The sequence below is a fragment of the Enterococcus sp. AZ048 genome (assembly GCF_051715125.1).
GTDB classification, from domain to species: domain Bacteria; phylum Bacillota; class Bacilli; order Lactobacillales; family Enterococcaceae; genus Enterococcus_A; species Enterococcus_A gilvus.
On sequence record NZ_JBIOTD010000001.1, the window covers coordinates 2,797,501 to 2,820,853 of the forward strand.

Genomic DNA, 23,353 nt, shown 5'->3' on the forward strand with positions numbered 1-23,353 from the left:
TAGAAAGCACTCTTTTCTTTGCTATAATAAATTAATCTTCGTCATTTTATTTTTGATTTTTCCTTAACTCATGATGCTGTCTTTCGCCTTCCCGTGATTTCTTTGGTAAAATATGGATGTAATTACTTTTTTATGGACGGAGGAACATTTAATGAAAGTATTGGTTGCAGATGATGATAAAGAAATTGTAGAACTGCTGAGTATTTATTTACACAACGAAGGTTATGAAGTTGTTAAAGCATATGATGGAAAAGAAGCCTTAAGCAAACTTCGTACAACAAATGATATCGACTTACTTATATTAGATATTATGATGCCCGTTATGGATGGCATGCAAGTTGTTAAAGAATTGAGAAAGGAATCTCAAATCCCTATCATAATGCTTACTGCTAAAACAACAGATATGGACAAAATCAAAGGATTAGTCGCTGGTGCTGATGATTATGTAACAAAACCGTTTAACCCTTTAGAGGTGATGGCGCGAGTGAAGTCTCTGCTACGTCGAACACAGATGCACGTTGCTGAAGATCAACCAGACATTCTTGAAATTCAATCCTTGATTATCAATAAAGATTCACACGAAGTAACGACGGTCGATGGAAAAGAAATTCAACTAACTGCCCTAGAGTTTGGAATTCTTTACTTATTAGCAAGTCATCCCAATCGTGTTTTCAGTGCGGACGAAATTTTTGAACGTGTATGGAAACAAGAAAGTATCGTCTCAGCAAAAACGGTCATGGTCCATGTCAGCCACTTACGTGATAAGATCGAAGAAGCGACTGATGGTGAAAAAGTGATCCAAACCGTTTGGGGTGTGGGTTATAAAATAGATGCCAAATAAAGTAGAAAAGAAGAAACGTATTACCCTTACTTCAAAAGAGGTCAGCGAATTAATTGCTGAAGGAATTGTTACTGTCATCTTATTGCTTCTATTAAATGTAGCAATTATGGTACTTTTTACTCAGATGCTCAGCAACTCTCCCGATTTGAGTGATGCAATTTATCGTTCAAAGGATATTTTCGCTAGTAATTTTGGAAGCGACATTTTCTGGAGTGGACGTAATTTTGTTATTCCTCTTTTTATTATTATTGATATTCTCATTGTTTTCTGGCGTTTAATTAGACGCTATAGACAGATGCAATTACGTCATATCATTAATGAATTGCATTATATTGCCAATGGAAATTATGATTATCGGATTCCATTTGAATTGCGTGGAGATCTTAGTAAGGTCGTTGACAGTATTAACGGGCTAGTAGACAGTACCGTTGCCGCTATTGAGGATGAACGCGAAATTGAAAAATCAAAAGACGAATTAATTACGAATGTCAGTCATGATATCCGTACGCCATTAACTTCAATCATTGGTTATCTTGGTTTAATTGAAGACGGTCAATACCAAAATGACGAAGAAATTCTCAAATATACCAGTATTGCCTATAAAAAGGCTAAACAAATGAAATCTTTAGTAGAAGACTTATTTGAATATTCGAAGGTGCGTCAACCTTCTGTTCCAGTCAATAATGTTTCTTTTGACATGGTACAGCTATTGGAGCAACTCGCCGCTGATTTTGAACTAGAAGCTAAGAAAAAGAATATTCTGATTCAAGTTGATACAAAGGAAAGCCAATTAGTTATGGATGGCGATACCGAAAAGCTCGTCCGCGTGTTTAATAATCTAATTACAAACGCCTTAAAATACGGCACTGGTGCTAATAAAATAGTCATTGAGATAGAAAAAACAAAAAATGAAGCTGTCGTAACTGTCAAAAATAATGGAGAACCTATTCCTAGAGAAGCTTTGGATCAATTATTTGATCGTTTTTACAGAGTTGACGGCTCTCGTTCTCAAGAAATCAGTGGTACCGGATTAGGCCTTGCTATTGCTCAAAATATCGTCAATTTACATGGTGGTTATATTTACGCACAGTCAAATAATGATTGGACGTCTTTTATCATTCATTTACCGCTCTATAAGAATCAATTGAAGACCCTTCCAGATAATTATTGACTTTATTTTTCCAATTGCTTATACTTGTCTCAATATGATACGCAGGAAACCAAGTACGTAGTTTTGTTTTTTTAGAGAGTTGATGGCTGGTGGAAATCAACAGAACATTCTACAGAAATCCAGTTTCAATGTCTGTGTTTTTTGAAAGAAAAACCGGTTGACGTCGATATACGTCGTTCAAGTGCAGCTTTTGCTGAATTTGGGTGGTACCGCGAAATTCAACACCGTTTCGTCCCTATTTAACGGGATGAGACGGTGTTTTTTATTTTAAAGGAGGAAAAATAATGCTAGATGTAAAAATGATTCGTAATAACTTTTCTGAAGTAAATGAAAAATTAGCAACTCGAGGCGTAAAGGAAGACGTCTTAAAGCGCTTCTTAGATCTAGATGAAAAACGCCGTCAACTCTTAGTAAAAACGGAAGAGTTAAAAAAATACCGTAATGATGTTTCAAATGAAATTGCAAAATTGAAGCGTGAAAAAAATGATGCTGCTGATAAAATTGCTGAAATGAAGGAAGTTGGTATTAAAATCAAAGATTTCGATACTCAGGTAGCGGGTATTGATGAACAATTAACCGAAATCACAACAACCTTACCAAACTTGCCTCATGATTCTGTACCCGTCGGTGAAGATGAAGACGACAATGTGGAAGTTCGTCGCTGGAGTACTCCGCGTCAATTTTCTTTCGAACCAAAACCACATTGGGAAGTTGCAGAAAACCTTGATATTTTAGATTTCGAACGCGGTGCAAAGGTTTCGGGAAGCCGCTTTGTTTACTACAAAGGATTAGGCGCTCGATTAGAACGTGCTGTTTATAATTTTATGTTAGATGAGCACGTTTATGAGCAAGGGTATACTGAAATGATTACTCCTTATTTGGTCAATAGTAAATCAATGTTTGGTACGGGACAGTTTCCTAAATTTAAAGAAGATGTCTTTCAGGTGGAGGATCGCGATCTAACTTTGATCCCAACTGCTGAAGTTCCTTTGACTAACTATTATGCAGATGAAATCTTAGATGGTAAGGACTTACCAATTTATTTTACTGCCCTATCTCCTTCTTTTCGTTCTGAAGCAGGCAGTGCAGGTCGTGATACTCGCGGGTTAATTCGTTTGCACCAGTTCCATAAAGTAGAAATGGTTAAGTTTAGCGACAAAGAAACTTCTTATGATGAGTTAGAAAAAATGACTCAAAACGCAGAAGTGATTTTACAAAAATTAAACCTGCCTTATCGTGTTATTACTTTATCTACTGGCGACATGGGATTCTCGGCTGCCAAAACATATGATCTAGAAGTATGGGTCCCTGCTCAAAATACGTATCGAGAAATTAGCTCTTGCTCAAACTGTGAAGATTTCCAAGCTCGTCGCGCGATGATTCGTTATCGTGACGAAGATGGTAAAGTTCAATATGCGCACACTTTGAATGGTTCTGGCCTTGCTGTCGGACGTACAGTAACTGCTATTTTAGAAAACTACCAAAATGAGGACGGTTCGATTACCATTCCAGAAGTATTAGTCCCTTATATGGGTAATACAAAAGTCATTAAAAAAGGAAATTAAAAAAAACAGCGACTTCTACTTTATGAAGTCGCTGTTTTTATATATAAAGCCGTACTAATTTTTATTGTTCAACTGAATAGTTTGGTGCTTCCTTAGTAATTTGAACATCGTGAGGGTGTGATTCTTTCAATCCATTCCCACTCATTTGAACAAATTGTGCATTTTCTCGAAGGTCTTTTAAATTACCTGCACCAACATAGCCCATACCAGCTTTTAATCCACCGATCATTTGGAAAATAATATCTGCTGCAGTTCCTTTATAAGCAACGCGTCCTTCAATACCCTCTGGTACTAATTTATTGGCTTCATTGACACCACTTTGGAAATAACGATCACTAGATCCTTTTTCCATTGCGCCTAATGATCCCATACCACGATACGTTTTAAACCGACGCCCTTGGTAAATTTCAAATTCACCTGGAGACTCATCTGTTCCAGCTAACATTGAACCGAGCATAACTGCATGTCCGCCAGCTGCCAAAGCTTTAACGATATCCCCAGAATATTTAATTCCTCCATCCGCTATAATTGCTTTGCCGTATTGACGAGCAACAGAAGCTGCGTCGTAGATTGCCGTTAATTGAGGAACACCAACGCCGGCAACAACACGTGTTGTACAGATTGAACCAGGGCCAATACCTACTTTTACGACATCAACTCCAGCATCATATAATGCTTTTGCTCCTTCAGCAGTTGCAATATTACCTGCGATTAAAGTAGCGTCTTGGAACGTTTTCCGAATTTCGCTGATTTTGCGTAAAACACCCGCACTATGGCCGTGAGCGGTATCGATGACAATTGCATCAACACCTGCTTTAAGCAGCGCTTCCGCCCGTTCAAAAGTATCACTGGTAACCCCGACAGCTGCAGCCACTAACAGTCGGCCATGTTCATCTTTTGCCGCATTTGGAAATTCGATTACCTTTTCGATATCTTTGATAGTGATCAAACCACTTAATCGTCCTTCATCATCAACAATCGGTAATTTTTCGATTTTATGTTTTTGCAATGTTTTCTCAGCATCCTGTAGTTTTGTTCCTACTGGCGCTGTTACAAGACCTTCTTTGGTCATGACATCATTAATTAGCATGTCATAATCCGTTACAAATCGCATATCTCGGTTTGTTATGATACCTACTAATTTTCGATTTTCTAACGTTTCTACGATCGGAACGCCACTAATACGGTAACGACTCATTAAATCTTCCGCATCCTGTACTTTATGTTCTGGTGTTAAGAAAAATGGATCAATGATCACACCACTCTCTGAACGTTTTACTTTACGAACTTCATCTGCTTGGGCAGCAACACTCATATTCTTATGGATGACTCCAAGGCCACCCTGCCGGGCCATAGCGATTGCCATTTTACTATCTGTTACAGTATCCATACTTGCACTCATTAATGGAATGTTCAACTTGATATTCTTCGCCAATTGTACGCTCATATCTACTTCATTTGGCAATACATGACTTTCCGCCGGAATCAATAAAACATCATCAAATGTCAGACCTTTTTTTGCAAATTTCGTTTCCCAATTAGACATTGTTCGTAACCACTCCCCAGAATTATTTTTAATAAAAAAACTAACAGAATGCACGAGTGAAGTCAACAACTTGTGTTGAAATCCTCATCTAACCTTTATTTTTCTGCTGATTCAAACCATTTTTCGAGTAATTCTGTCGTGATTGGTTCATCTGATAGAAGCGTCTGATACGTTGCTTGGTTTGTCTTGTTGTCTCGAATCAAATAAAAACCCTCTTTATTTGAGAAATCATCTAGAGAGATTACTGTATAACGATCCTCAATATTCTGTATCCCCTTAAATACTTCACGTATCAATATCTTAGCCTGATGAATGTTCTCCTGTCGCTCTTGTGCCTTTTCAACCGCTGCAGTCAGTGTGTATCCCTCGTCTAAAAAATGCTTGATAATTTCTACCTTAATTACCATTGGCAATCTAAATTTTCGATTCCCGCTTTTTTCACCGGTCGATTCAACATAGCCTTTTTGCTCCCAATAGCGAATTTGTCTAGGTGAAACACCCGTTACTTTACTTAATTCACTGATCCCTACTAATAATTCATCGCTTTCTAGGAGCTGTTTAACCGTATTGTTCTTCAAAACGCATCCCTCTCTTCACTTTATGATTATACTTTCGATAACAACCGTGTCAAGTAAGTTGACAAAAAAATAAAATAGCAGTAAAGTAACAAACGAACATTTATTGTTTCTGAAAATTTTCATAGAGAGAAGGCGTTAGATCGTGAGTAATAAACAAACGGTCGATATTTACGGAAAACCCTACAATCGTTCTTTATTAGTCGTTGTACTATTAATAGGAACTTTTTGTACGGTCTTAAATCAAACATTGTTAACAACAGCTTTTCCTGCACTAATGAAAGCTTTTGATATATCTGCTTCTAGTGTTCAATGGCTGACAACTGGCTTCTTGCTAGTAAACGGGATAATGATCCCCATCAGCGCTTGGCTGATCAATAAATTTAGCTCGAAAAGGTTGTACTTGACCGCAATGACAATCTTCTTGATCGGCACGATTACTTGTTTTGTCGCACCAAATTTTTCTACCTTATTAATAGGACGATTAATACAAGCGGCGGGTGTCGGCATTTCAATGCCGTTATTACAAAACATTATGCTTTCAATTTTCCCTCCAGAAAAACGCGGCTCAGCAATGGGAATGGCCGGAATCGTTATTGGACTTGCTCCAGCCTTAGGCCCCACTCTTTCTGGTTGGATTATTGATCACTATACATGGCGCGACCTGTTCGGTATGGTCATTCCAATCGTAATCTTCGTTTTGGTACTTGCCCTCTTCTTAATGAAGAGCGTCATTCAGCTATCCAATCCAAGTATCGACATATTATCAGCCATATTATCAACAGTCGGCTTTGGCAGCCTGCTATATGGCTTTTCTTCTGTCGGTAATGACGGTTGGGGCAGCGCAAAAGTTATCAGCTTTTTAGTTGTTGGTGTTATAGTGATTGGTTTGTTTGTATGGAGACAACTAAGGTTAGAGCATCCTTTCTTGGAATTACGTGTATTCAAATCGCCTATATTTACAATTGCTGCTATTTTAAGTGGTGTCGTAAATATGGCAATGGTGGGCGCTGAAATGGTACTTCCCCTATATATTCAAAATATTCGTGGAGAATCTGCTTTCCACTCGGGGTTGATGTTGTTGCCCGGGGCTTTGGTCATGGGATTGATGATGCCGATAACTGGTGCTATCTTCGATAAACACGGTGCCAAACGATTAGCAATTAGTGGAATGTTGATCCTGACAGCCGCTACTCTACCTTTTGCCTTTTTAACTGCTGAAACACCTATTGCTATGATCGTTATTTTATATGCAATGCGTATGTTTGGTATCTCGATGGTTATGATGCCTGTCACTACTTCAGGAATGAATGCTTTACCAATGAATCTAATCAGCCACGGGACAGCCGTGAACAATACGTTCCGTCAAGTTGCAAGTTCTATCGGAACAGCTATTTTGATAAGTGTATTAACAAATGTTACAAAAGATAACTTACCTGCAGCGCACTTACTGAAAACACTACCGTTGTCTTATAAAAATCAGGCAATTAACGCCACACTCTCTGGTTATCATGCCGCTTTTTATGTCGCTGTGTTATTTGGTGTCGTAGGTTTTATCATCACTTTTTTCCTGAAAACCAATAAAAAAATGGAAGAAGGTATGACACAATGATTTTTGTTGTAACAATTATTAGTGTATTAGCTTTCGCATTAACGAACATCTTTGCTAAAAAAACTTGGCAAACCGTTCTTTCGATAATCTTTGCGGGTATCTTTTTAATCAGTCTCGCCCTCATTACAGCGAATGATCATTACCATTATGGGATGAAAAAAGTGACTGAAACAACAACACAAACCCTTCTTTCAACAGCCGACAACAAAGATATGAATATGTTGTTATACCAGCCTCTCGGAGATGGTACAGAAAAGATTTACTTATATAAAACAAATGACTCCCAGAAAAAGCCAAAAACAACTGGAGCAGATCATGTTAGCAATATCGTAAAAACGAATCAAAAGAAATCTCAGTTAAAAACGGAGAAAACCTATTGGGTATACAAAAATGATACTACCAAATTCTGGTTTGGACTATCTAGCAAAAATCATCAATTAGTCAAAGAAAGAAATACCTTTGATGTTCAAAACGAATGGTTCGTTTTAAGTACAACTCAGGCAAAAAAATTAGCAAAATTAGCGCAAGAAAATAAGAGTACTATGCAAAATGATGCTAAATTATTTGTCCAAGAAAAAGTTAAAACAGCTATGATGCAAAACCCAACAATGGATCAAACCACCCAACAGAAGATCATCCAAGAAGCAACTTCTGAGTATCAACATCAAGCGATGGCTAAATTAATTGCTAAAATAGAAAAAGAATAAAAAAAGGACTATGCCAATTTAATTTTGGTATAGTCTTTTTGTTTGTTCTGTTCTTTTAATTTAGTTATTCCGTATAGGTAGATATACAAAAGGAGCAACGTCTGAAAGATGAACGTTGCCCCTTTTGTTATTTTCTTGGTGCAGTAGCTAGACTGCTGATAATTCCAAAACGTTTTTTTAGGTAGTATCGTAAAGCAAGTGCAAGCCCGGATAGCACAATCAAAACGATTGGATCAAGTATAGGATTCAATGATGGTGGTAACAATGCCGCACCGTTGAATACTAAAAACCATACGAGCGTTACAGATACTAATAAAAGAATGGTCTTCCAAGTTTTAGGTTTTTTTGATTTATCTGCACCAGGTTGTTCATATTGATAAACAAACAAGTACATCATATAAAAAACTAGGCCTCCCACAGCTGAGGCAACGATTAAAGCAGTGATACCATAGGTAACAGCTTGTGTTCCACGTGAAACAAACAGACCCATAATACCCGATACTATTCCCAAAAGCCCAAATAATAACAAGAAGTTATCTAGCCACATTAATGAAGCTGTGGTAGATTTTTTTTGTTCAACAGGTCTATTAACGATTGCATCTAGCCGTTCTGAAACAGTACCGAACAATTGACGTGCTGTTTTCCCTGTTTTTTGTTCTTCAACTAAGACCGGCAGCATCTCATTCAAGGCCGTGATTGTTTGTTCCTCCGTTAAGTTAGCTGCTCTTAAGGATTTTTTCAAGTCAAAAATATACTGCTCATTACGTTTAGTTAATTTCGCTTCAAGTTGAATATTCTCAGCTTGTAGCGCTTGTAATTTTTCTGGTTCCATTGTTTCTTTCCTCCTAAACGTTGAAACGGAACAACATTACATCGCCATCTTGTACAACGTAATCTTTTCCTTCCAATCTGACGCGCCCTGCTTCTTTTGCAGCGTGCATACTGCCATATTTATCTAAATCTTCGAAAGATACTGTTTCAGCACGTATAAATCCGCGCTCAAAATCGGTATGAATGATTCCTGCTGCTTGAGGAGCCTTCATTCCTTTTCGGAAAGTCCATGCACGAACTTCTTGTTCCCCAGCTGTAAAATACGTTGCTAATCCTAACAAATCGTATGCTGTACGGATCAATTGATCAAGTCCAGATTCTTCGATTCCCATTGCTTCTAAAAATTCAGCCTTGTCTTCGTCTTCTAGCTCAGCAATTTCTTCTTCCGCCTCCGCACAAACAACAATGACTTCAGAATGCTCACCAGCAGCAAAATTACGAACAATTTGAACATACTCATTACTATCCGGATCAGCTACCGTATCTTCATCAACATTCGCGACATATAACACGGGCTTACTTGTTAATAAGAATAAACTTTTGACAATCTTTTCTTCCTCTTCAGTAAACTCAATCGTACGAGCTGATTGTCCTTCTTCTAGTACAGGTTTCAACTTGTCTAAAATAGCTAACTCTGCTACCGCATTTTTTTCTTTTGTTTTTGCAACTTTTGCTACACGTGTATAGCGTTTATTGACAGAATCTAGATCCGCCAAGACTAATTCTAAGTTGATCGTCTCGATATCTTCCAACGGATCAACACGACCCTCTACATGGGTAATATTTTCATTATCAAAGCAACGTACCACATGACAAATAGCGTCTACTTGGCGAATATGACTTAAGAATTGATTTCCTAGTCCTTCGCCTTTACTAGCACCTTTTACGATACCAGCGATATCTGTAAACTCAAAGGTTGTTGGCACTGTCTTTTTGGGATGAACCAATTCAGTTAAACGTTCTAAGCGCCAATCAGGCACCTCTACCATCCCGACATTTGGATCAATCGTTGCGAAAGGATAGTTGGCAGCTTCTGCTCCCGCTTTAGTAATTGCATTAAATAGGGTAGATTTACCAACATTGGGCAATCCTACGATTCCGGCTGTTAAGGCCATGTTTTACTTCACTCTTTCTCTACTAAGGAATTATTATTGAGCAGAATCACTTTTCTTCTCAATGATTTTTTTCATTTTTTTCTCAAAATCACGTCGTGTCATCATAACTATATGACCACAATTGACACATTTTATCTTTATATCCGCACCCATACGAATGATCTCCCAGCGATTTGTCTGGCAAGCATGCGGTTTTTTCATTTCAACAATATCACCTAAATCATACATCTGGCAAACCCTCCTCGTTCATATTCAATAGTCATTTTCAGTAATGATCAGGATTCATCGAAATGAATATTTAAAATATCTAGGATACGTGTTAAGTCTGAAGGTGATAAATATTCGATCGCAATTTTGCCTTTTCCGTCTTTTTCAACGATTTCGACACCTGTTCCAAATTTATCCATCAAACGGTCTTCACTTTCTCGTAAGTAGTAAGGCTTTTCTTTCGTCAAACGAGGACCTTTTTTCTTGTCTTTCGCTTTTCCTTCATTATATTCATTAACAATTTGTTCTAATTGACGAACAGTCAAATTTTCTTTAACCGCGCGATTGGCCAGTTTTAAAATCTGATCCTTTTTCTTTAATCCCAATAGCGTTCGAGCCTGTCCCATTGATAAACGTTCATCTTGTACCATCTCTTTTACTAATTTAGGCAAGGTTAACAAACGTAAATAATTGGCGATATACGGTCGGCTTTTTCCTAAACGGTTGGCTACGTCTGCTTGTGTTAATTTTAAATTTTTCATCAGCATTTCATAAGCTTCCGCTTCTTCTAACGGGTTTAGATCCTCACGCTGCAAATTTTCTAATACTGCAATTTGCATCATCGCTTCTTCATCAAACTCACGGATAATCGCTGGAATTGTTTCTTTTCCTGCTAACTTAGATGCACGAAAACGACGTTCTCCAGCAATCAGCTCATATCCTTTAACTGCCGATTTTCTAACAATAATTGGTTGAAAAACACCCGATTGTTCAATCGAATTGGCTAATTCTTGTAATGTCGTTTCATCAAAAGATTTCCGTGGTTGATAGGGGTTTGGACGCAAATCACTCAATGGAATCTCAATAACTTGATCCTTTTTCATATCGACTTCTTCAATCTCAGAAAGGTCTTGGAACAAGGCATCGATCCCTCGGCCTAATCCTTTATTTTTGCTCACGAACTAACACTTCCTTTGCTAGAGCTTGATAAACTTCGGCACCTTTTGAACGTGGATCATAATCAATGATCGGCTTTCCATGACTAGGTGCTTCAGATAAACGGACATTTCTTGGAATAATCGTATCGTAAACTTTTTCTTGGAAATAACGACGGACCTCTTCTACCACTTCTGCACCAAGGTTTGTTCGTGCATCATACATCGTTAAGAGAACACCTTCAATCTCAAGTCCAGGATTAAAGTGTTTTTGAACCAATCTAACTGTATTTAACAGCTGACTCAACCCTTCCAATGCATAGTATTCACATTGAACAGGAATTAAAATAGCATCACTTGCCGTGAATGCATTGATCGTCAAATGCCCTAAAGATGGGGGGCAATCAACTAAAATGAAGTCATAATCATCACTTACTTCTGCTAAAGCGCTCTTCAGGCGTGATTCTCTTGCCATCATAGAAGTCAATTCAATCTCTGCCCCAGCCAACTGCAAAGTAGCCGGTACGATGGATAAATTCTCTCGCGATGTCTCAATAATTGTATCTTTAATAGGAACTTCATTGACTAAAACATCATAAATATCTTGTTTTACGTCCGGTTTACGCACTCCTAAACCACTTGTAGCATTTCCTTGTGCGTCGCTGTCAATCAGCAAGACCTTTTTACCATCATAAGCTAAGCACGCACCCAAATTGACGGTTGTCGTTGTTTTTCCAACACCGCCTTTTTGGTTTGCAACAGATATGATCCGTGCCATCTAATTTCCTCCTAGTTCGTACAAATTAAATCTATTTCCATTAATCGAAAATAAATTGAATATCCTTTATTTTAACGGTTGCTTATTAGGCAAACCTGGTTTACGTGGATATTTTTTAGGTGTTTCCTTCTTTTTTTGTATCGTGATAATATGGCGCGTATCACCATTTGGCAACGAAACATCTTCCGCTTGAATCAATTTTCCACCCAATAGAGCGATCGCTGATCTAGCTTCTTCCAACTCTTCCTCACTCTGAGCTGCCTTTAGGGCAAAGAAATAGCCGTTCTTTTTAACCAATGGCAAACAAAGTTCTGATAAAACACTTAATCGTGCAACCGCTCGAGCAGTCACAAAATCATAACTTTCTCGAAAATTCGAATTTTGTCCAAACGTTTCAGCCCTATCATGATATAAATCAACCTTTTCTAATTCTAATGCCTTTATTAAGGATGTCAAAAAAGTGATTCGTTTATTCAAAGAATCGACAATCGTAACTTCTAGTTCAGGGAAAATAATTTTTAATGGCAGACTAGGAAATCCTGCGCCAGATCCTACGTCACATAGTTTCCCCAGCGGCTTGAACGTGTCAGAAAAAGATAACGTAATAGAATCATAAAAATGCTTCAGATATACTTCTTTATGTTCTGTAATTGCCGTGAGATTCATCTTTTGGTTCCACTCAACCAATAAATGAAAATAGGTGTCAAATTGAGCCATCTGTTTTTCGGATAGTTCAATCCCCTGTTTCTCTAATTCCATTTGAAATTCTTCTGGTGTCATAAGAAATCCTTTCATATTCGTGAAACAGCAAAATGTTTCACAGACTATTCTCTACTTTAACTTATTATTGCTTTACATGCAATGGTTTACGTATGTTTCACAATGAGATTAAGAAAGCTTTAACTCCAATTTTTATTCGCATTTTTTAAACAGAAATCATAGAACTTTTTTAACACGGGAATTTCTAAATTATTTTTTTTCACCGCTAAGTATATATTACGATCCTCCAAAACATCACTGATAGCGATTTTTTTTACCGGAAATGAACTAATTGACGGGATATCAGGCATAATAGCAATGCCATAATTTTGACCTACAAAACCCAAAATACTGTGGTCTTCCTCCAATTCACACACAATTTCTAAATTTAAATCGCTATTTTTTATCTGTTGATCTAAATACGGACGTAAACCACTTTGTTTACTGTAATAAACATAGGGATAGTCACTTGTCTGTGATAGAGAGATCGTATCAAATTTTGACAACGGGTGTTCCAAGGGTACGACTACCACCATCTCTTCCTGCGTCAATATTTGGTAAATCAATTCTGGGTCGTTGCTTACCTTTGAACAAATGCCAATATCAATAGAATCTTCAAGCAGCATTTGAATAATTTGATTGGAATTTCCTTGTTGGAACTCAAAATTAATTTTTTGATGTCCTTTTTGATGAAACGATTGTGTCAATTTTGGGGCTAAGTTCGCTCCCATAGTAAAAATAAATCCGAACTGAATTTCTCCTGAGTCTGGATCAACCATTTCTTGCAATTTTCGTTGCCCCTTTTCGATTTCAGCTAATGCCGGTGCAACATATTCATAAAAAATCCGCCCGTGACGTGTTAATTGAATATTTCTTCCTTTTTTTTCAAATAAGGTGACTCCGATCTCTTGCTCTAGCATCGTCATCGCATGACTAATATTTGGTTGTGATGTATTTGAATCTTTCGCGGCTTGCGTCATATGCTCTGTTTGTGCTAATGTTACAAAAAATTCCAATTGCCGTAAGTTCACTTTACTCACCTCTCTAAGTATAAAATTTATTCATTTAATAGATAGAGTTTATCAATTTTATCGATATAAATCATTAGTTTTTATGACAATTGTGGGTTATTATGTGGGTGACTTCAAGTGAAATAAATCACATGAAAGGGGTCTCATTGTGAAAAAAGAAAATTATCGTTTCTTAATTTCTAGCTTGTACTTCAACTATGTTTTTCAGGGGATGGCTGCCATTCTATTGTCGCAAAACATGACAAGCTTAAAAATACACTGGCAAGCTACTACTGCTCAAGTGACACTGGTTATGAGCGCTATTGGATTAGGGAGAATTTTAAGTCTTTACTTTTCTGGTTACTTTTCGGATAGATTTGGTCGCAAAAAGACAGTGTTGATTGCTATAGGTTCATATATAATCTTTTTCTGTGGTATGTTGTTGAGTTCAAATTATCAATTGGCATTCTTCCTAGCCATGTTTGGCGGTATTAGCAATGCGTTTCTTGATACCAGTACCTATCCAACATTGGTTGAAGCTTATCCTGATGAGAGGGTAAACAGTTCTCTAAGCGTATTGAATAAAGCGTTTATTTCTCTTGGACAATTTCTGCTGCCTTTTATCACACGCTATTTATTACAACACAATCTGTTTTTTGGTTGGCCTTTTATTCTCTGCGCTTTATGTCTTTTGGCTAATATGGCTTATTTATTATTTGCTCGGTTTCCAACGTCTACAACGATCATAAAAAAAGACACGGATACTTCAACAAAAAATACGCTAGTAAATCGAGGAAACTTTAAAATCGATGGGATTGCTTTACTGATTTTCTCATTTGTATCGGTCTCCTTATTTAATGTGTTTATTTTATGGATTCCTCAATACGCTGAAAGTATGCGCATCGTCTCTCATGAGAATAGCTTGATCTTCGTAAGCCTTTATAGCACCGGATCTTTTATTTCTGTTTTCTTTACTTCAGGGATTGTTAAAAAAGGGATTAGCATTCCGAAATTTATCAGTTTTTGCCTTTCAATTTCTGGGCTAGCACTGCTTTCCATGCTCATTTATCCAAGCTTTTTGACAATCGTTCTAGCCGCAATCTGCATAGGTATCTTCGCAGCAGGTGGCATTTGGCAATTAGGGCTAGCGCTAATGTTGGAATTATTTCCTAAAAAGAAGGGAAAATGCACGAGCTATTATTCATTAGCAACCTCCATTTCTATTATGGTCACGCCTTATATAACCGGCGTTCTCAGCGAGCAGAAGATCACCTACGTTTTTTGGTTCGTTTTTCTTCTAAATATTATCGGGTTAGCAGCTTCGCTCGTCATCGTTCATCGATATACGAAATTGATAAAACGACTAGTATTAAACTAGTCGTTTTATTTATTTGCTTTATTAGTTTCATCAATATAAAGCATTAGTTTTTCAAAGGAATAGCTTTTAAAATAAAGATAATAACTTGTGATTTTTTTCATAATCATTTTTTTTATAAAACGCTTCGCTTGAGAAACTACGAACAAAAAAATTGAAAAGAGGAATTTACCCATGACAGAACGCTTAACTGGACACACTTTATTGATTAGTTTGATCGCAACACCAATTCGCCACAGCATGTCTCCTACGATGCACAATGAAGCTTTCGCTAAATTGGGACTTGATTACGCTTATTTAGCTTTTGAAGTTGGAAACAAGGAGCTGAAGGATACCATTCAAGGCATTCGTGCTTTAGGAATACGTGGTTCGAATGTATCCATGCCTAATAAGCAAGCCATTATCCCTTATCTAGATGAAGTATCCCCAGAAGCAACTTTAATTGGTGCAGTAAATACCGTAACGAATGTTGATGGGAAAGGGCATCTGGTAGGTTACAATACTGACGGTATTGGTGCGATGGAAGCTCTGAAAGATGAAGGAGTCGAGGTAAAAGGACAGATTATTACTTTGACAGGAGCTGGCGGTGCAGGGACAGCAATTGCCATTCAAGCTGCTTTTGATGGAGCAAAGGAATTAAGAATTTTCAATATTCATGATACTGTTTATTCAAATGCTGAAGAAACAGTACGTAAGATCAATGAAAATACTGAATGTAAAGCAACTATTACTGATCTAGCTGATCAAGAAGCATTTAAAACTTCTATTTCGGAAAGCAGTATTTATATTGACGCAACAGGTGTAGGCATGAAGCCTCTAGAAGACACAAGCTTGATTAATGATCCCGCAGTTATACGTCCAGACTTAGTTGTTTTTGATGTTGTGTATTCTCCGCGTGAAACGAAATTATTGAAATTTGCGAAAGAAAATGGCGCAAAAAAAGCGATCAATGGACTTGGTATGATGCTTTATCAGGGAGCAGCCGCTTTTAAATTATTTACGGGTGAAGATATGCCTGTTGACTACATTAAAGATCTTTTATTCAAAGATTAGGAGGAAAGAAATGAAAACAGTAACCGTTGATCACATTACGATCGGTGACGGTCTTCCAAAAATCATTGTCCCGATGGTAGGCAATACCGCAGAAGAGTTAGAAAAAGAAGCCGAATTGATTCATACATTAGATTGTGATCTGGTAGAATGGCGAATCGATTTTTTTGAGCAGGTTTCGAATTTTCAGGCCGTTGCTTCTCTTTCTCATAACTTAAAAGCCATTTTAGAAAAACCACTTCTAATTACTTTTCGAACGAAAAATGAAGGCGGCGTATACGACCTTTCAGAGAGTGATTATTTTGAACTCTATAAGACAATTATTTCTAATGGAAACTTGAATCTTCTGGATGTCGAATTGTTTATGCCAGAGAAACAAGTAAACGAACTTATTGATCTCGCACATAAGAACGAAATAAAAATTATTATGTGCAATCATGATTTTCAAAAAACACCAGAAAAAGAGGAAATTATCCATCGTTTGCGTTCAATGCAAGATAAAGGCGCAGATATTTGTAAGATTGCGGTAATGCCAACAGCTTCCGAAGATGTTTTAACTTTGCTGGATGCGACTCGAGAAATGTATGAAACCTATGCGCAAGTTCCATTAATAACCATGTCTATGGGGGCGTTGGGTATGATTAGCCGAGTATCAGGACAAGTCTTTGGTTCTGCAGCTACTTTCGGTTCGGCTACAACTGCTTCCGCGCCAGGACAAGTTCCTGTTGTTGAACTACGTAAAATGTTAGAGACATTAAAACAATAAGTTCTTTCAAAAACAGGTGAAATTGTTCACCTGTTTTTTTGTGTTGTAATTTAAAAAGTTAACATATGGTTATTGAAAAATAGACTAAAAAAAAAACGATCGAGCCTTTTTTAAAAAAGCTCGATCGTTTTCAATGCTTGCAGCAAATTACTTTTCTTCTTTATCTTCTAGACCTCTTCGCTGCTCACCTTAGCAATTTTTCCTTGCTCCACATAAACCATTAAAATACTTATGTCTGCTGGATTTACACCACTAATACGGCTAGCTTGTGCAATTGTTTGCGGTTGAATCTTTTGTAATTTTTGTTTTGCTTCTGTAGCCAAACCATTAATTGACTCGTAGTCAATGCGCTCTGGAATACGTTTTGCTTCCATTCGCTTCAATTTTTCTACTTTCTCCATCGCTTTTTTGATGTAACCTTCATACTTGATTTGAATTTCTACTTGCTCAATTTCTTTTTCTGTAAGGTTCTCATTAAACGCAATAAACTGCATTAATTCTTGATAGGAAATTTCTGGGCGTTTTAGGAAATCACTCGCTAGAACACCGTCTTTCAATTCTGCGCTATTTTTGCCTTGTAAGAAGCTTTGCACTTCTTTGGTAGGTTTTACCCGAACCGATCGTAAACGAGCCATCTCCGCTTCGATATGAGCCTTTTTGATCAAGAAAGCTTGGTAGTCTTCTTCTTCCACCAAACCAATAGTATGTCCAATTTCAGTCAAACGTAAATCTGCGTTGTCATGGCGTAAAATTAAACGATACTCTGCGCGCGAGGTTAGCAATCGATAAGGCTCATTGGTTCCTTTTGTAACTAAGTCATCAATCATCACACCGATATATCCATCACTGCGTTTCATGATAAAGGGGTCTTTTCCTTGAATCTTCAATGCCGCATTGATCCCTGCCATCAACCCTTGCCCTGCCGCTTCTTCGTAACCGCTAGTCCCGTTTGTTTGACCCGCCGTGTAAAGGTTCTCGACTGCTTTTGTTTCTAGCGTTGGACGCAATTGGTGAGGGGCAACCATGTCATACTCGATTGCATAACCCGTACGCATCATCTCTGCTTTTTCTAATCCTTCAATTGAATGCAAAACGTCATTTTGCACATCTTCGGGTAGAGAAGTAGATAAACCTTGTACGTACACTTCCTCCGTGTTGCGTCCCTCAGGCTCTAAGAACAATTGATGACGCTCTTTATCAGCAAACCGTACGATTTTATCTTCAATCGATGGACAATAGCGCGCACCGACACCGTCGACAATTCCTGTAAACATTGGTGCGCGATGCAGATTATTCTGAATGATTTCATGACTCTTTAGGTTTGTATATGTCAGCCAACAAGGAATTTGATTCTGTAAGTATTGGCTATCAGGCGTTTGAAAACCAAAATGATTTGGTTTTTCGTCTCCTGGTTGGATCTCTGTTTTACTGTAATCAATAGAGCCTGATTTTACCCGAGGGGGCGTTCCTGTTTTGAAACGATGAATCTCTAACCCTAATTCTTGTAGATGGTCAGCTAATTTAATTGAGGGCTGTGAATTGTTCGGACCAGAAGAATACTTCAATTCGCCGATAATAATCTCTCCGCGTAAAGCTGTACCTGCTGTGATAATGACTGCTTGTGCTGAATAAACCGCACCTGTAGAAGTTACGACGCCTTTACAAATACCATCCTCCACTACTAAACGATCGACTACACCTTGTTTCAAGGTTAATTTTTCTTCTTTTTCAATAGTATGTTTCATTTCTTCCGCATAGGCATGTTTATCTGCTTGCGCGCGTAACGCACGCACAGCCGGACCTTTACCGGTATTCAACATCCGCATTTGAATATATGTTTTATCAATATTGCGGCCCATTTCTCCACCAAGTGCGTCAATTTCTCGTACAACAACACCTTTTGCTGGCCCACCTATAGATGGATTACATGGCATGAAGGCTACCATGTCCAAATTGATTGTAATCAATAACGTCTTTTGTCCCATTCGTGCAGCTGCTAACGCTGCTTCCGAACCAGCATGCCCAGCTCCGACAACAATGACATCATAATTTCCTGCTTGATATTCCACGTAATTGCTCCTTTTCTCTATTTTCCTAAACAAAATTGACTAAATAATTGAGTGATTAATTCATCTTGTACACTGTCTCCAACAATCTCACCTAAATAGTCCCAACAGCGAGTCATATCGATCTGAACTAAGTCCACCGGCATACCAGCTAGGATTCCATTGCGTACTTCCTTTAAGGATTGTCCCGCTTTTTCAAGCAAGGCGATGTGACGCGTATTTGATACATAAGTAGCATCTTTTTCACCGGTCTGACCACCAAAGAAAAGTTTAGCGATCGCTTCTTCCAATTGATCTAAGCCAGCTTTTTCTAAAACTGAGATGGCAAAAACTTCATCCGTCCCAAGATACATATTAAGTTCTTCTTGAGATAGTCGACTTGGAAGGTCTGTCTTATTTAGTAGAATTATTCGTTTTAAACCTTGCGTTGCTTTAAGTAATTCTTTGTCCTCTGTAGTGAGCGCCTCACTTTGGTTCAAGACTAGCAAAATTAAATCTGCTTCACTCAACGCTTTGCGACTACGTTCAACTCCGATTTTTTCCACCACATCGTCTGTCTCCCGAATACCCGCTGTATCGATCAATTTTAACGGCACTCCACGAACATTGACATATTCTTCTATCACATCTCGTGTTGTCCCAGCTATTTCTGTTACAATCGCTTTTTCCTCGTGCAGCAAATAGTTTAACAAACTGGATTTCCCAACGTTAGGTCGACCTATAATAGCCGTGCTAAGTCCTTCTCTCAGGATTTTTCCTTGCTTTGCATTTAATAGTAAAGCGTCGATTTGCTGTCCAACTTGTTGTGCTTTTTCTAATAGTAGTTGTGTCGTTAATTCTTCTACATCATCATATTCAGGATAATCAATATTTACTTCAACCTGTGCTAACGTCCCTAGGATTTCTTGTCGTAATTGACGAATTAAATGCGATAAATTACCGTCAAGCTGGTTGATCGCAACGCTCATTGCTCGATCCGTTTTTGCTCGAATCAAATCCATCACAGCCTCTGCTTGCGATAGATCCACCCGTCCATTCAAAAATGCTCTTTTAGTAAACTCACCAGGCTCTGCTAAGCGTGCCCCTGAACGTAAAATCAATTGTAGTAATTGATTGACTACCACGATACCTCCATGACAGTTAATTTCAACAATGTCTTCACGTGTAAATGTTTTCGGTGCGCGCATAACACTGATCATTACCTCATCCACGACCTGTTGCTCCACAGGGTCAATAATGTGTCCATAATGGATGGTATGTGATGGCACATCTGATAAACTTTTTTTCCCACTACGATACACCTTATCCGCAATAGTTACTGCTTGATCGCCACTTAATCTCACAATGCTGATTGCGCCTTCACCTGGGGGCGTTGAAATTGCTGCAATCGTATCAAATTCCAAGGTAATCTCTGCCACTATTTTTCCTCCTATTGCTTAAAAGCATAAAAAAAGTGCCTACTCCACCCCTTAATAAAGGAGTAGATTGAGCACTTTGACTGCTTATCTACAAAATTCTGGTGTAAGATTAGCATATTTTTTTTGACAATTCAAGCGTCCACGCTGAAATAACTCTACTTCTTCAATTTTTAATAAATAAAAAAGCTGCTCCAAGCAACTTGGGCAGCTTCTCTATTTAAAAATACTTTTTCGCCGGTTCAACAACCAGATAACGATAAGGATCTTCGCCTTCTGAATGAGTCTTAATATACTCATCCTTGCTTAAAGCCGAATGGATCATTTTTCTTTCAAAAGCAGGCATCGGTTCTAAAAAGACTGGTCGACCTGTCTCCTTCACTTTCTCAGCAGTGCGCTGAGCCAAACGAGTTAAAACTTCTTCGCGTTTTTGACGATAGTTACCAATATTTACCACCACTGATAATTTATCTTTGGCAACACGATGGAGAAAGACTTGCGATAAATATTGAAGAGCATTTAATATTTTACCATGTTTTCCAATCAGCATTCCTTGTTTGTTCGTTTCTAAATTCATGACGATCAATCCATTAGATTCATGTTGGATCTTAACTAACGCTGGCACGCCCATCCCCTTCGTAATGTCAGTCAAATAAAGGGCTAATTCTTTTATCGCTTCCTCTGCATCTAAATCCACTAATTGATTCGTAGTTTCTGATAGTTCTTCACTATCAGATAAAGGTGTATTTTCTTCTTCCACAACCTTTTTTACAGGTACTTCTACTGATTCAACAGGCTCTTCAGAAATATCATTCTTGGTTGGTTCAATCGAGACCTTTGCGTCTTTCTTTCCCATTCCTAGAAATCCTTTTTTTGCATCTGCTAAAATTTCAATATCGACTTCTTCTTTTGGCATCCCCAAAGCGTGCAATCCTTTTGAAATTGCTTCATCGATCGTTGGACCTTCATAAATAGGCATTTTCTAAACCTCCTTATTTATAAGCAATAAACTACTTTTATTTAAGCTAATTCAGCATTTTCTATTTTTTACGTTTTTTCTTCGGACGTTTTGCTTTTTCCAGTGCCCGTTCTTTTTCTCGAATCTGTCTTGCTACTTCTTCTCTTTCGCGACGGATCTTGAAAGGATTATTGATTAATAGCGTTTGAACTACTTGGAAAGCATTCGATATCACCCAGTACAGTGATAAACCACTTGCCAAATTCAGCGCCATAACAAAAATCATTACAGGCATTGCAAAGTTCATGATTTTCATTGAAGCATTTGATTCGATCTGACTCATACTTGATAAGTAAGTACTCGCAAAAGTAAAGACAGCTGCAAGGATAGGCAGAATAAAGTAAGGATCCGACTGGCTCAAGTTCAACCACATGAAATGACCTGAACGCAATTCTGGAATTCGCAAAATCGCTTGATACAAGGCCATCATAACAGGCATTTGAACAAGTAATGGTAAACAGCCTGCGTAAGGGCTCACATTATTTTCCGCATAAAGCTTTTTCGTTTCTTCTTGTAACTTTTGTTGTGTTTCTTGATCACGAGTGCTGTATCTTTGTTGCAATTCTTTGATTTTTGGTTGTAGTTCTTGCGTTTTACGCATACTTTTTGTTTGGAAATGCATCAATGGCATCAAAATGATTCGGATAATGATTGTAAATAAAATAATCCCGATCCCGACATTTCCAAACGATAAGCCTTTAATTGCTTGTCCAAAGTAATAAACAACGTATCGATCCCACATCCCTGTGCTCTGGGCGCTAACTTCACCCGTTCCACAAGCAGACAATAGGAAAACAAGACTCACCATTCCTGCCATCAATAATATTTTTTTATATTTCTTCACCTAAATCTGTTTCCTTCCTAACTTAGTATTTTCGCTAATTTCAAAACATGTATAAGATTTGAACGCATTTCATCATGAGGCAGATCTTTCGTAGCTGGCCGTGCAATGACGATAAAGTCTATTGGTGGTAAATCTGATTTCAACTCTTGCAAAACAGATCTAATTTGACGTTTTACTTGATTTCGCGCAACGGCATTTCCAACTTTTTTACCAACAGATAAACCTACTCGAAAATGTTTTTGACCAGAAGGTTCTAGACGATAAACTACGAATTTTCGATTCGCAAAAGAAGCACCTTCTTGAAATACTGTTTGAAATTCTCGTTCTTTTTTGACCCGATATTTTTTTCTCATCTAGCTTCCTTCGTTTCCTTTAAATCTATACCTGACAATAATACCATACTTCAAATTAAGGAATCATCCTTATTTACTAGAAAAATTCATTATGAAGCGTATTTTGGATACAAAAAAAACCACTGACCGGCAGTGGCTTAAGCAGCAAGTACTTTTCTTCCTTTACGACGACGGCTTGCTAATACGCGACGGCCGTTTTTAGTGCTCATACGTTTACGGAAACCGTGAACTTTTTGACGTTTACGTTTATTTGGTTGATAAGTTCTTTTCATTTAAATACACCTCCATAGCTAACATTACATAGACATACCCGAATATTATAACGACTGATCCCCTACTTTGTCAATAATGAAATAAAAAAGAGTCTCTAAATAAAGCATTTAATTAAGAAGGAGTGTTTAAGAATAAAAAAAATTATCCACAAAAACTGGGGATAATTCCTTATAAGTTGTGCAAAACATTTTTTTTAAAAAAAGATGAATAGAATTTTCAAGACGTTTTTCCCCAAAAATTTAGTCTCTTAAAAACTTATGCACATGGTGGATAAGTTTTGTGCATAAGTCCTTTTACTCTTTTCCTATCAATACGTTTCTTTTCTGTTTCCTGTGTATCGGTTCGTGGAAAAAGAGAAATTTTAACAGACATCCAATCAACTGTGCATATCTTTTTCCATGCTCGCGGAAAACTTTTTGAATTTTTATACATTTTGTGGAAAAAGGAAACTCCTGTTAATTCGTTTTAGGTTGTGGAAAACTTTTTTAAAAAATGATAAAGTAAGGCTATCTGAATTTTATTAATATAGGAGGCGACTTAT

General features: G+C 37.6%; 23 protein-coding genes and 1 other annotated feature. Of the genes, 8 read left to right on the forward strand and 15 right to left on the reverse strand.

The annotated features are described in order from the left end of the window. Nucleotides 1-151 precede the first annotated feature (151 nt). The 3 genes from IGI66_RS13710 to serS all read left to right on the forward strand — a co-directional run bounded on the left by IGI66_RS13710 (nucleotide 152) and on the right by serS (nucleotide 3,577). Nucleotides 152-841 (forward strand): response regulator transcription factor, encoded by a 690-nt coding sequence (locus IGI66_RS13710; protein WP_010782286.1) that lies wholly within the window; start codon nucleotides 152-154, stop codon nucleotides 839-841. After that, a complete protein-coding gene (locus IGI66_RS13715; RefSeq protein ID WP_114525165.1) occupies nucleotides 831-2,012 on the forward strand; it encodes a sensor histidine kinase in 1,182 nt (393 codons plus the stop codon). The genes IGI66_RS13710 and IGI66_RS13715 overlap by 11 nt, the downstream gene beginning before the upstream one ends. Before the next feature lie 30 nt (nucleotides 2,013-2,042). Continuing rightward, nucleotides 2,043-2,252: a binding site (T-box leader), on the forward strand. Nucleotides 2,253-2,296: 44 nt separating this feature from the next. Beyond that, nucleotides 2,297-3,577, forward strand: coding sequence for a serine--tRNA ligase (serS, locus tag IGI66_RS13720; RefSeq protein ID WP_438849260.1), 1,281 nt, complete (start codon nucleotides 2,297-2,299; stop codon nucleotides 3,575-3,577). A gap of 61 nt (nucleotides 3,578-3,638) precedes the next feature. Here the strand turns inward: serS and guaB are convergent, their stop codons facing one another. Together guaB and IGI66_RS13730 are read right to left on the reverse strand one after the other, a co-directional pair. Next, entirely contained in the window at nucleotides 3,639-5,123 is a 1,485-nt protein-coding gene (guaB, locus tag IGI66_RS13725) for an IMP dehydrogenase (RefSeq protein ID WP_010782283.1), read from the reverse strand. Between the two features lie 95 nt (nucleotides 5,124-5,218). Then, entirely contained in the window at nucleotides 5,219-5,701 is a 483-nt protein-coding gene (locus IGI66_RS13730; protein WP_438849261.1) for a MerR family transcriptional regulator, read from the reverse strand. Between the two features lie 142 nt (nucleotides 5,702-5,843). Here IGI66_RS13730 and IGI66_RS13735 point away from each other — a divergent pair, with 142 nt between their 5' ends. Both IGI66_RS13735 and IGI66_RS13740 read left to right on the forward strand, forming a co-directional pair. Beyond that, nucleotides 5,844-7,310 (forward strand): MDR family MFS transporter, encoded by a 1,467-nt coding sequence (locus IGI66_RS13735; protein WP_438849262.1) that lies wholly within the window; start codon nucleotides 5,844-5,846, stop codon nucleotides 7,308-7,310. Further along, entirely contained in the window at nucleotides 7,307-8,017 is a 711-nt protein-coding gene (locus IGI66_RS13740; RefSeq protein ID WP_438849263.1) for a DUF4811 domain-containing protein, read from the forward strand. Before IGI66_RS13735 ends, IGI66_RS13740 begins: the two co-directional genes overlap by 4 nt. Before the next feature lie 127 nt (nucleotides 8,018-8,144). On the opposite strand, the gene IGI66_RS13745 is transcribed toward IGI66_RS13740, so the two are convergent. From IGI66_RS13745 to IGI66_RS13775, 7 genes are all read right to left on the reverse strand, one after another. After that, nucleotides 8,145-8,849 carry a DUF1129 domain-containing protein gene (locus IGI66_RS13745; protein WP_288227327.1) on the reverse strand — a complete coding sequence of 235 codons (705 nt, stop codon included), beginning with the start codon at nucleotides 8,847-8,849 and terminating at the stop codon, nucleotides 8,145-8,147. 13 nt (nucleotides 8,850-8,862) lie between these two features. Further along, entirely contained in the window at nucleotides 8,863-9,963 is a 1,101-nt protein-coding gene (gene ychF, locus IGI66_RS13750) for a redox-regulated ATPase YchF (RefSeq protein WP_086306009.1), read from the reverse strand. A 33-nt stretch (nucleotides 9,964-9,996) separates the two neighbouring features. Continuing rightward, nucleotides 9,997-10,191 (reverse strand): DUF951 domain-containing protein, encoded by a 195-nt coding sequence (locus IGI66_RS13755; RefSeq protein ID WP_438849264.1) that lies wholly within the window; start codon nucleotides 10,189-10,191, stop codon nucleotides 9,997-9,999. A gap of 47 nt (nucleotides 10,192-10,238) precedes the next feature. Continuing rightward, nucleotides 10,239-11,129 carry a ParB/RepB/Spo0J family partition protein gene (locus IGI66_RS13760; protein ID WP_010782276.1) on the reverse strand — a complete coding sequence of 297 codons (891 nt, stop codon included), beginning with the start codon at nucleotides 11,127-11,129 and terminating at the stop codon, nucleotides 10,239-10,241. Next, nucleotides 11,116-11,883, reverse strand: a complete 768-nt coding sequence (locus IGI66_RS13765) for a ParA family protein (protein ID WP_010782275.1) — start codon at nucleotides 11,881-11,883, stop codon at nucleotides 11,116-11,118. Before IGI66_RS13765 ends, IGI66_RS13760 begins: the two co-directional genes overlap by 14 nt. Before the next feature lie 66 nt (nucleotides 11,884-11,949). Further along, on the reverse strand, nucleotides 11,950-12,663 hold the full coding sequence (gene rsmG, locus IGI66_RS13770) for a 16S rRNA (guanine(527)-N(7))-methyltransferase RsmG (RefSeq protein ID WP_438849265.1): 714 nt from the start codon (nucleotides 12,661-12,663) through the stop codon (nucleotides 11,950-11,952). 119 nt (nucleotides 12,664-12,782) lie between these two features. After that, on the reverse strand, nucleotides 12,783-13,673 hold the full coding sequence (locus tag IGI66_RS13775) for a LysR family transcriptional regulator (protein ID WP_010782273.1): 891 nt from the start codon (nucleotides 13,671-13,673) through the stop codon (nucleotides 12,783-12,785). A gap of 148 nt (nucleotides 13,674-13,821) precedes the next feature. On the opposite strand from IGI66_RS13775, the gene IGI66_RS13780 reads away from it, so the two are divergent. From IGI66_RS13780 to aroD, 3 genes are all read left to right on the forward strand, one after another. After that, complete coding sequence (locus IGI66_RS13780) at nucleotides 13,822-15,030, forward strand: MFS transporter (protein WP_301521262.1); 1,209 nt, start codon at nucleotides 13,822-13,824, stop codon at nucleotides 15,028-15,030. Between the two features lie 171 nt (nucleotides 15,031-15,201). Next, nucleotides 15,202-16,080 (forward strand): shikimate dehydrogenase, encoded by an 879-nt coding sequence (locus IGI66_RS13785; protein ID WP_114525173.1) that lies wholly within the window; start codon nucleotides 15,202-15,204, stop codon nucleotides 16,078-16,080. Nucleotides 16,081-16,090: 10 nt separating this feature from the next. Next, a complete protein-coding gene (aroD, locus tag IGI66_RS13790; RefSeq protein WP_301517135.1) occupies nucleotides 16,091-16,843 on the forward strand; it encodes a type I 3-dehydroquinate dehydratase in 753 nt (250 codons plus the stop codon). A 167-nt stretch (nucleotides 16,844-17,010) separates the two neighbouring features. On the opposite strand, the gene mnmG is transcribed toward aroD, so the two are convergent. The 6 genes from mnmG to rpmH all read right to left on the reverse strand — a co-directional run bounded on the left by mnmG (nucleotide 17,011) and on the right by rpmH (nucleotide 22,811). Continuing rightward, nucleotides 17,011-18,912, reverse strand: coding sequence for a tRNA uridine-5-carboxymethylaminomethyl(34) synthesis enzyme MnmG (gene mnmG, locus IGI66_RS13795; protein ID WP_301517134.1), 1,902 nt, complete (start codon nucleotides 18,910-18,912; stop codon nucleotides 17,011-17,013). A gap of 17 nt (nucleotides 18,913-18,929) precedes the next feature. Beyond that, the gene (mnmE, locus tag IGI66_RS13800) at nucleotides 18,930-20,327 is read right to left on the reverse strand and encodes a tRNA uridine-5-carboxymethylaminomethyl(34) synthesis GTPase MnmE (RefSeq protein ID WP_114525176.1); all 1,398 of its coding nucleotides are present in this window, start codon (nucleotides 20,325-20,327) and stop codon (nucleotides 18,930-18,932) included. Nucleotides 20,328-20,544: 217 nt separating this feature from the next. After that, nucleotides 20,545-21,303, reverse strand: a complete 759-nt coding sequence (jag, locus tag IGI66_RS13805; RefSeq protein WP_010782267.1) for an RNA-binding cell elongation regulator Jag/EloR — start codon at nucleotides 21,301-21,303, stop codon at nucleotides 20,545-20,547. Between the two features lie 61 nt (nucleotides 21,304-21,364). Continuing rightward, nucleotides 21,365-22,186, reverse strand: coding sequence for a YidC/Oxa1 family membrane protein insertase (locus IGI66_RS13810; RefSeq protein WP_010782266.1), 822 nt, complete (start codon nucleotides 22,184-22,186; stop codon nucleotides 21,365-21,367). A gap of 17 nt (nucleotides 22,187-22,203) precedes the next feature. Further along, complete coding sequence (rnpA, locus tag IGI66_RS13815) at nucleotides 22,204-22,539, reverse strand: ribonuclease P protein component (protein WP_086306000.1); 336 nt, start codon at nucleotides 22,537-22,539, stop codon at nucleotides 22,204-22,206. Between the two features lie 137 nt (nucleotides 22,540-22,676). Then, complete coding sequence (gene rpmH, locus IGI66_RS13820; protein ID WP_006703104.1) at nucleotides 22,677-22,811, reverse strand: 50S ribosomal protein L34; 135 nt, start codon at nucleotides 22,809-22,811, stop codon at nucleotides 22,677-22,679. Nucleotides 22,812-23,353 lie beyond the last annotated feature (542 nt).

What these genes read in the sequence shown, in the direction of transcription:
- rsmG (WP_438849265.1), bottom strand. Translation starts at nt 12,663, where the DNA reads ATGACACCAGAAGAATTTCAAATGGAATTAGAGAAACAGGGGATTGAA.
- IGI66_RS13715 (WP_114525165.1), top strand. Translation starts at nt 831, where the DNA reads ATGCCAAATAAAGTAGAAAAGAAGAAACGTATTACCCTTACTTCAAAA.
- rpmH (WP_006703104.1), bottom strand. Translation starts at nt 22,811, where the DNA reads ATGAAAAGAACTTATCAACCAAATAAACGTAAACGTCAAAAAGTTCAC.
- rnpA (WP_086306000.1), bottom strand. Translation starts at nt 22,539, where the DNA reads ATGAGAAAAAAATATCGGGTCAAAAAAGAACGAGAATTTCAAACAGTA.
- IGI66_RS13765 (WP_010782275.1), bottom strand. Translation starts at nt 11,883, where the DNA reads ATGGCACGGATCATATCTGTTGCAAACCAAAAAGGCGGTGTTGGAAAA.
- aroD (WP_301517135.1), top strand. Translation starts at nt 16,091, where the DNA reads ATGAAAACAGTAACCGTTGATCACATTACGATCGGTGACGGTCTTCCA.
- serS (WP_438849260.1), top strand. Translation starts at nt 2,297, where the DNA reads ATGCTAGATGTAAAAATGATTCGTAATAACTTTTCTGAAGTAAATGAA.
- IGI66_RS13755 (WP_438849264.1), bottom strand. Translation starts at nt 10,191, where the DNA reads ATGTATGATTTAGGTGATATTGTTGAAATGAAAAAACCGCATGCTTGC.
- IGI66_RS13740 (WP_438849263.1), top strand. Translation starts at nt 7,307, where the DNA reads ATGATTTTTGTTGTAACAATTATTAGTGTATTAGCTTTCGCATTAACG.
- IGI66_RS13710 (WP_010782286.1), top strand. Translation starts at nt 152, where the DNA reads ATGAAAGTATTGGTTGCAGATGATGATAAAGAAATTGTAGAACTGCTG.
- IGI66_RS13785 (WP_114525173.1), top strand. Translation starts at nt 15,202, where the DNA reads ATGACAGAACGCTTAACTGGACACACTTTATTGATTAGTTTGATCGCA.
- ychF (WP_086306009.1), bottom strand. Translation starts at nt 9,963, where the DNA reads ATGGCCTTAACAGCCGGAATCGTAGGATTGCCCAATGTTGGTAAATCT.
- jag (WP_010782267.1), bottom strand. Translation starts at nt 21,303, where the DNA reads ATGCCTATTTATGAAGGTCCAACGATCGATGAAGCAATTTCAAAAGGA.
- IGI66_RS13745 (WP_288227327.1), bottom strand. Translation starts at nt 8,849, where the DNA reads ATGGAACCAGAAAAATTACAAGCGCTACAAGCTGAGAATATTCAACTT.
- guaB (WP_010782283.1), bottom strand. Translation starts at nt 5,123, where the DNA reads ATGTCTAATTGGGAAACGAAATTTGCAAAAAAAGGTCTGACATTTGAT.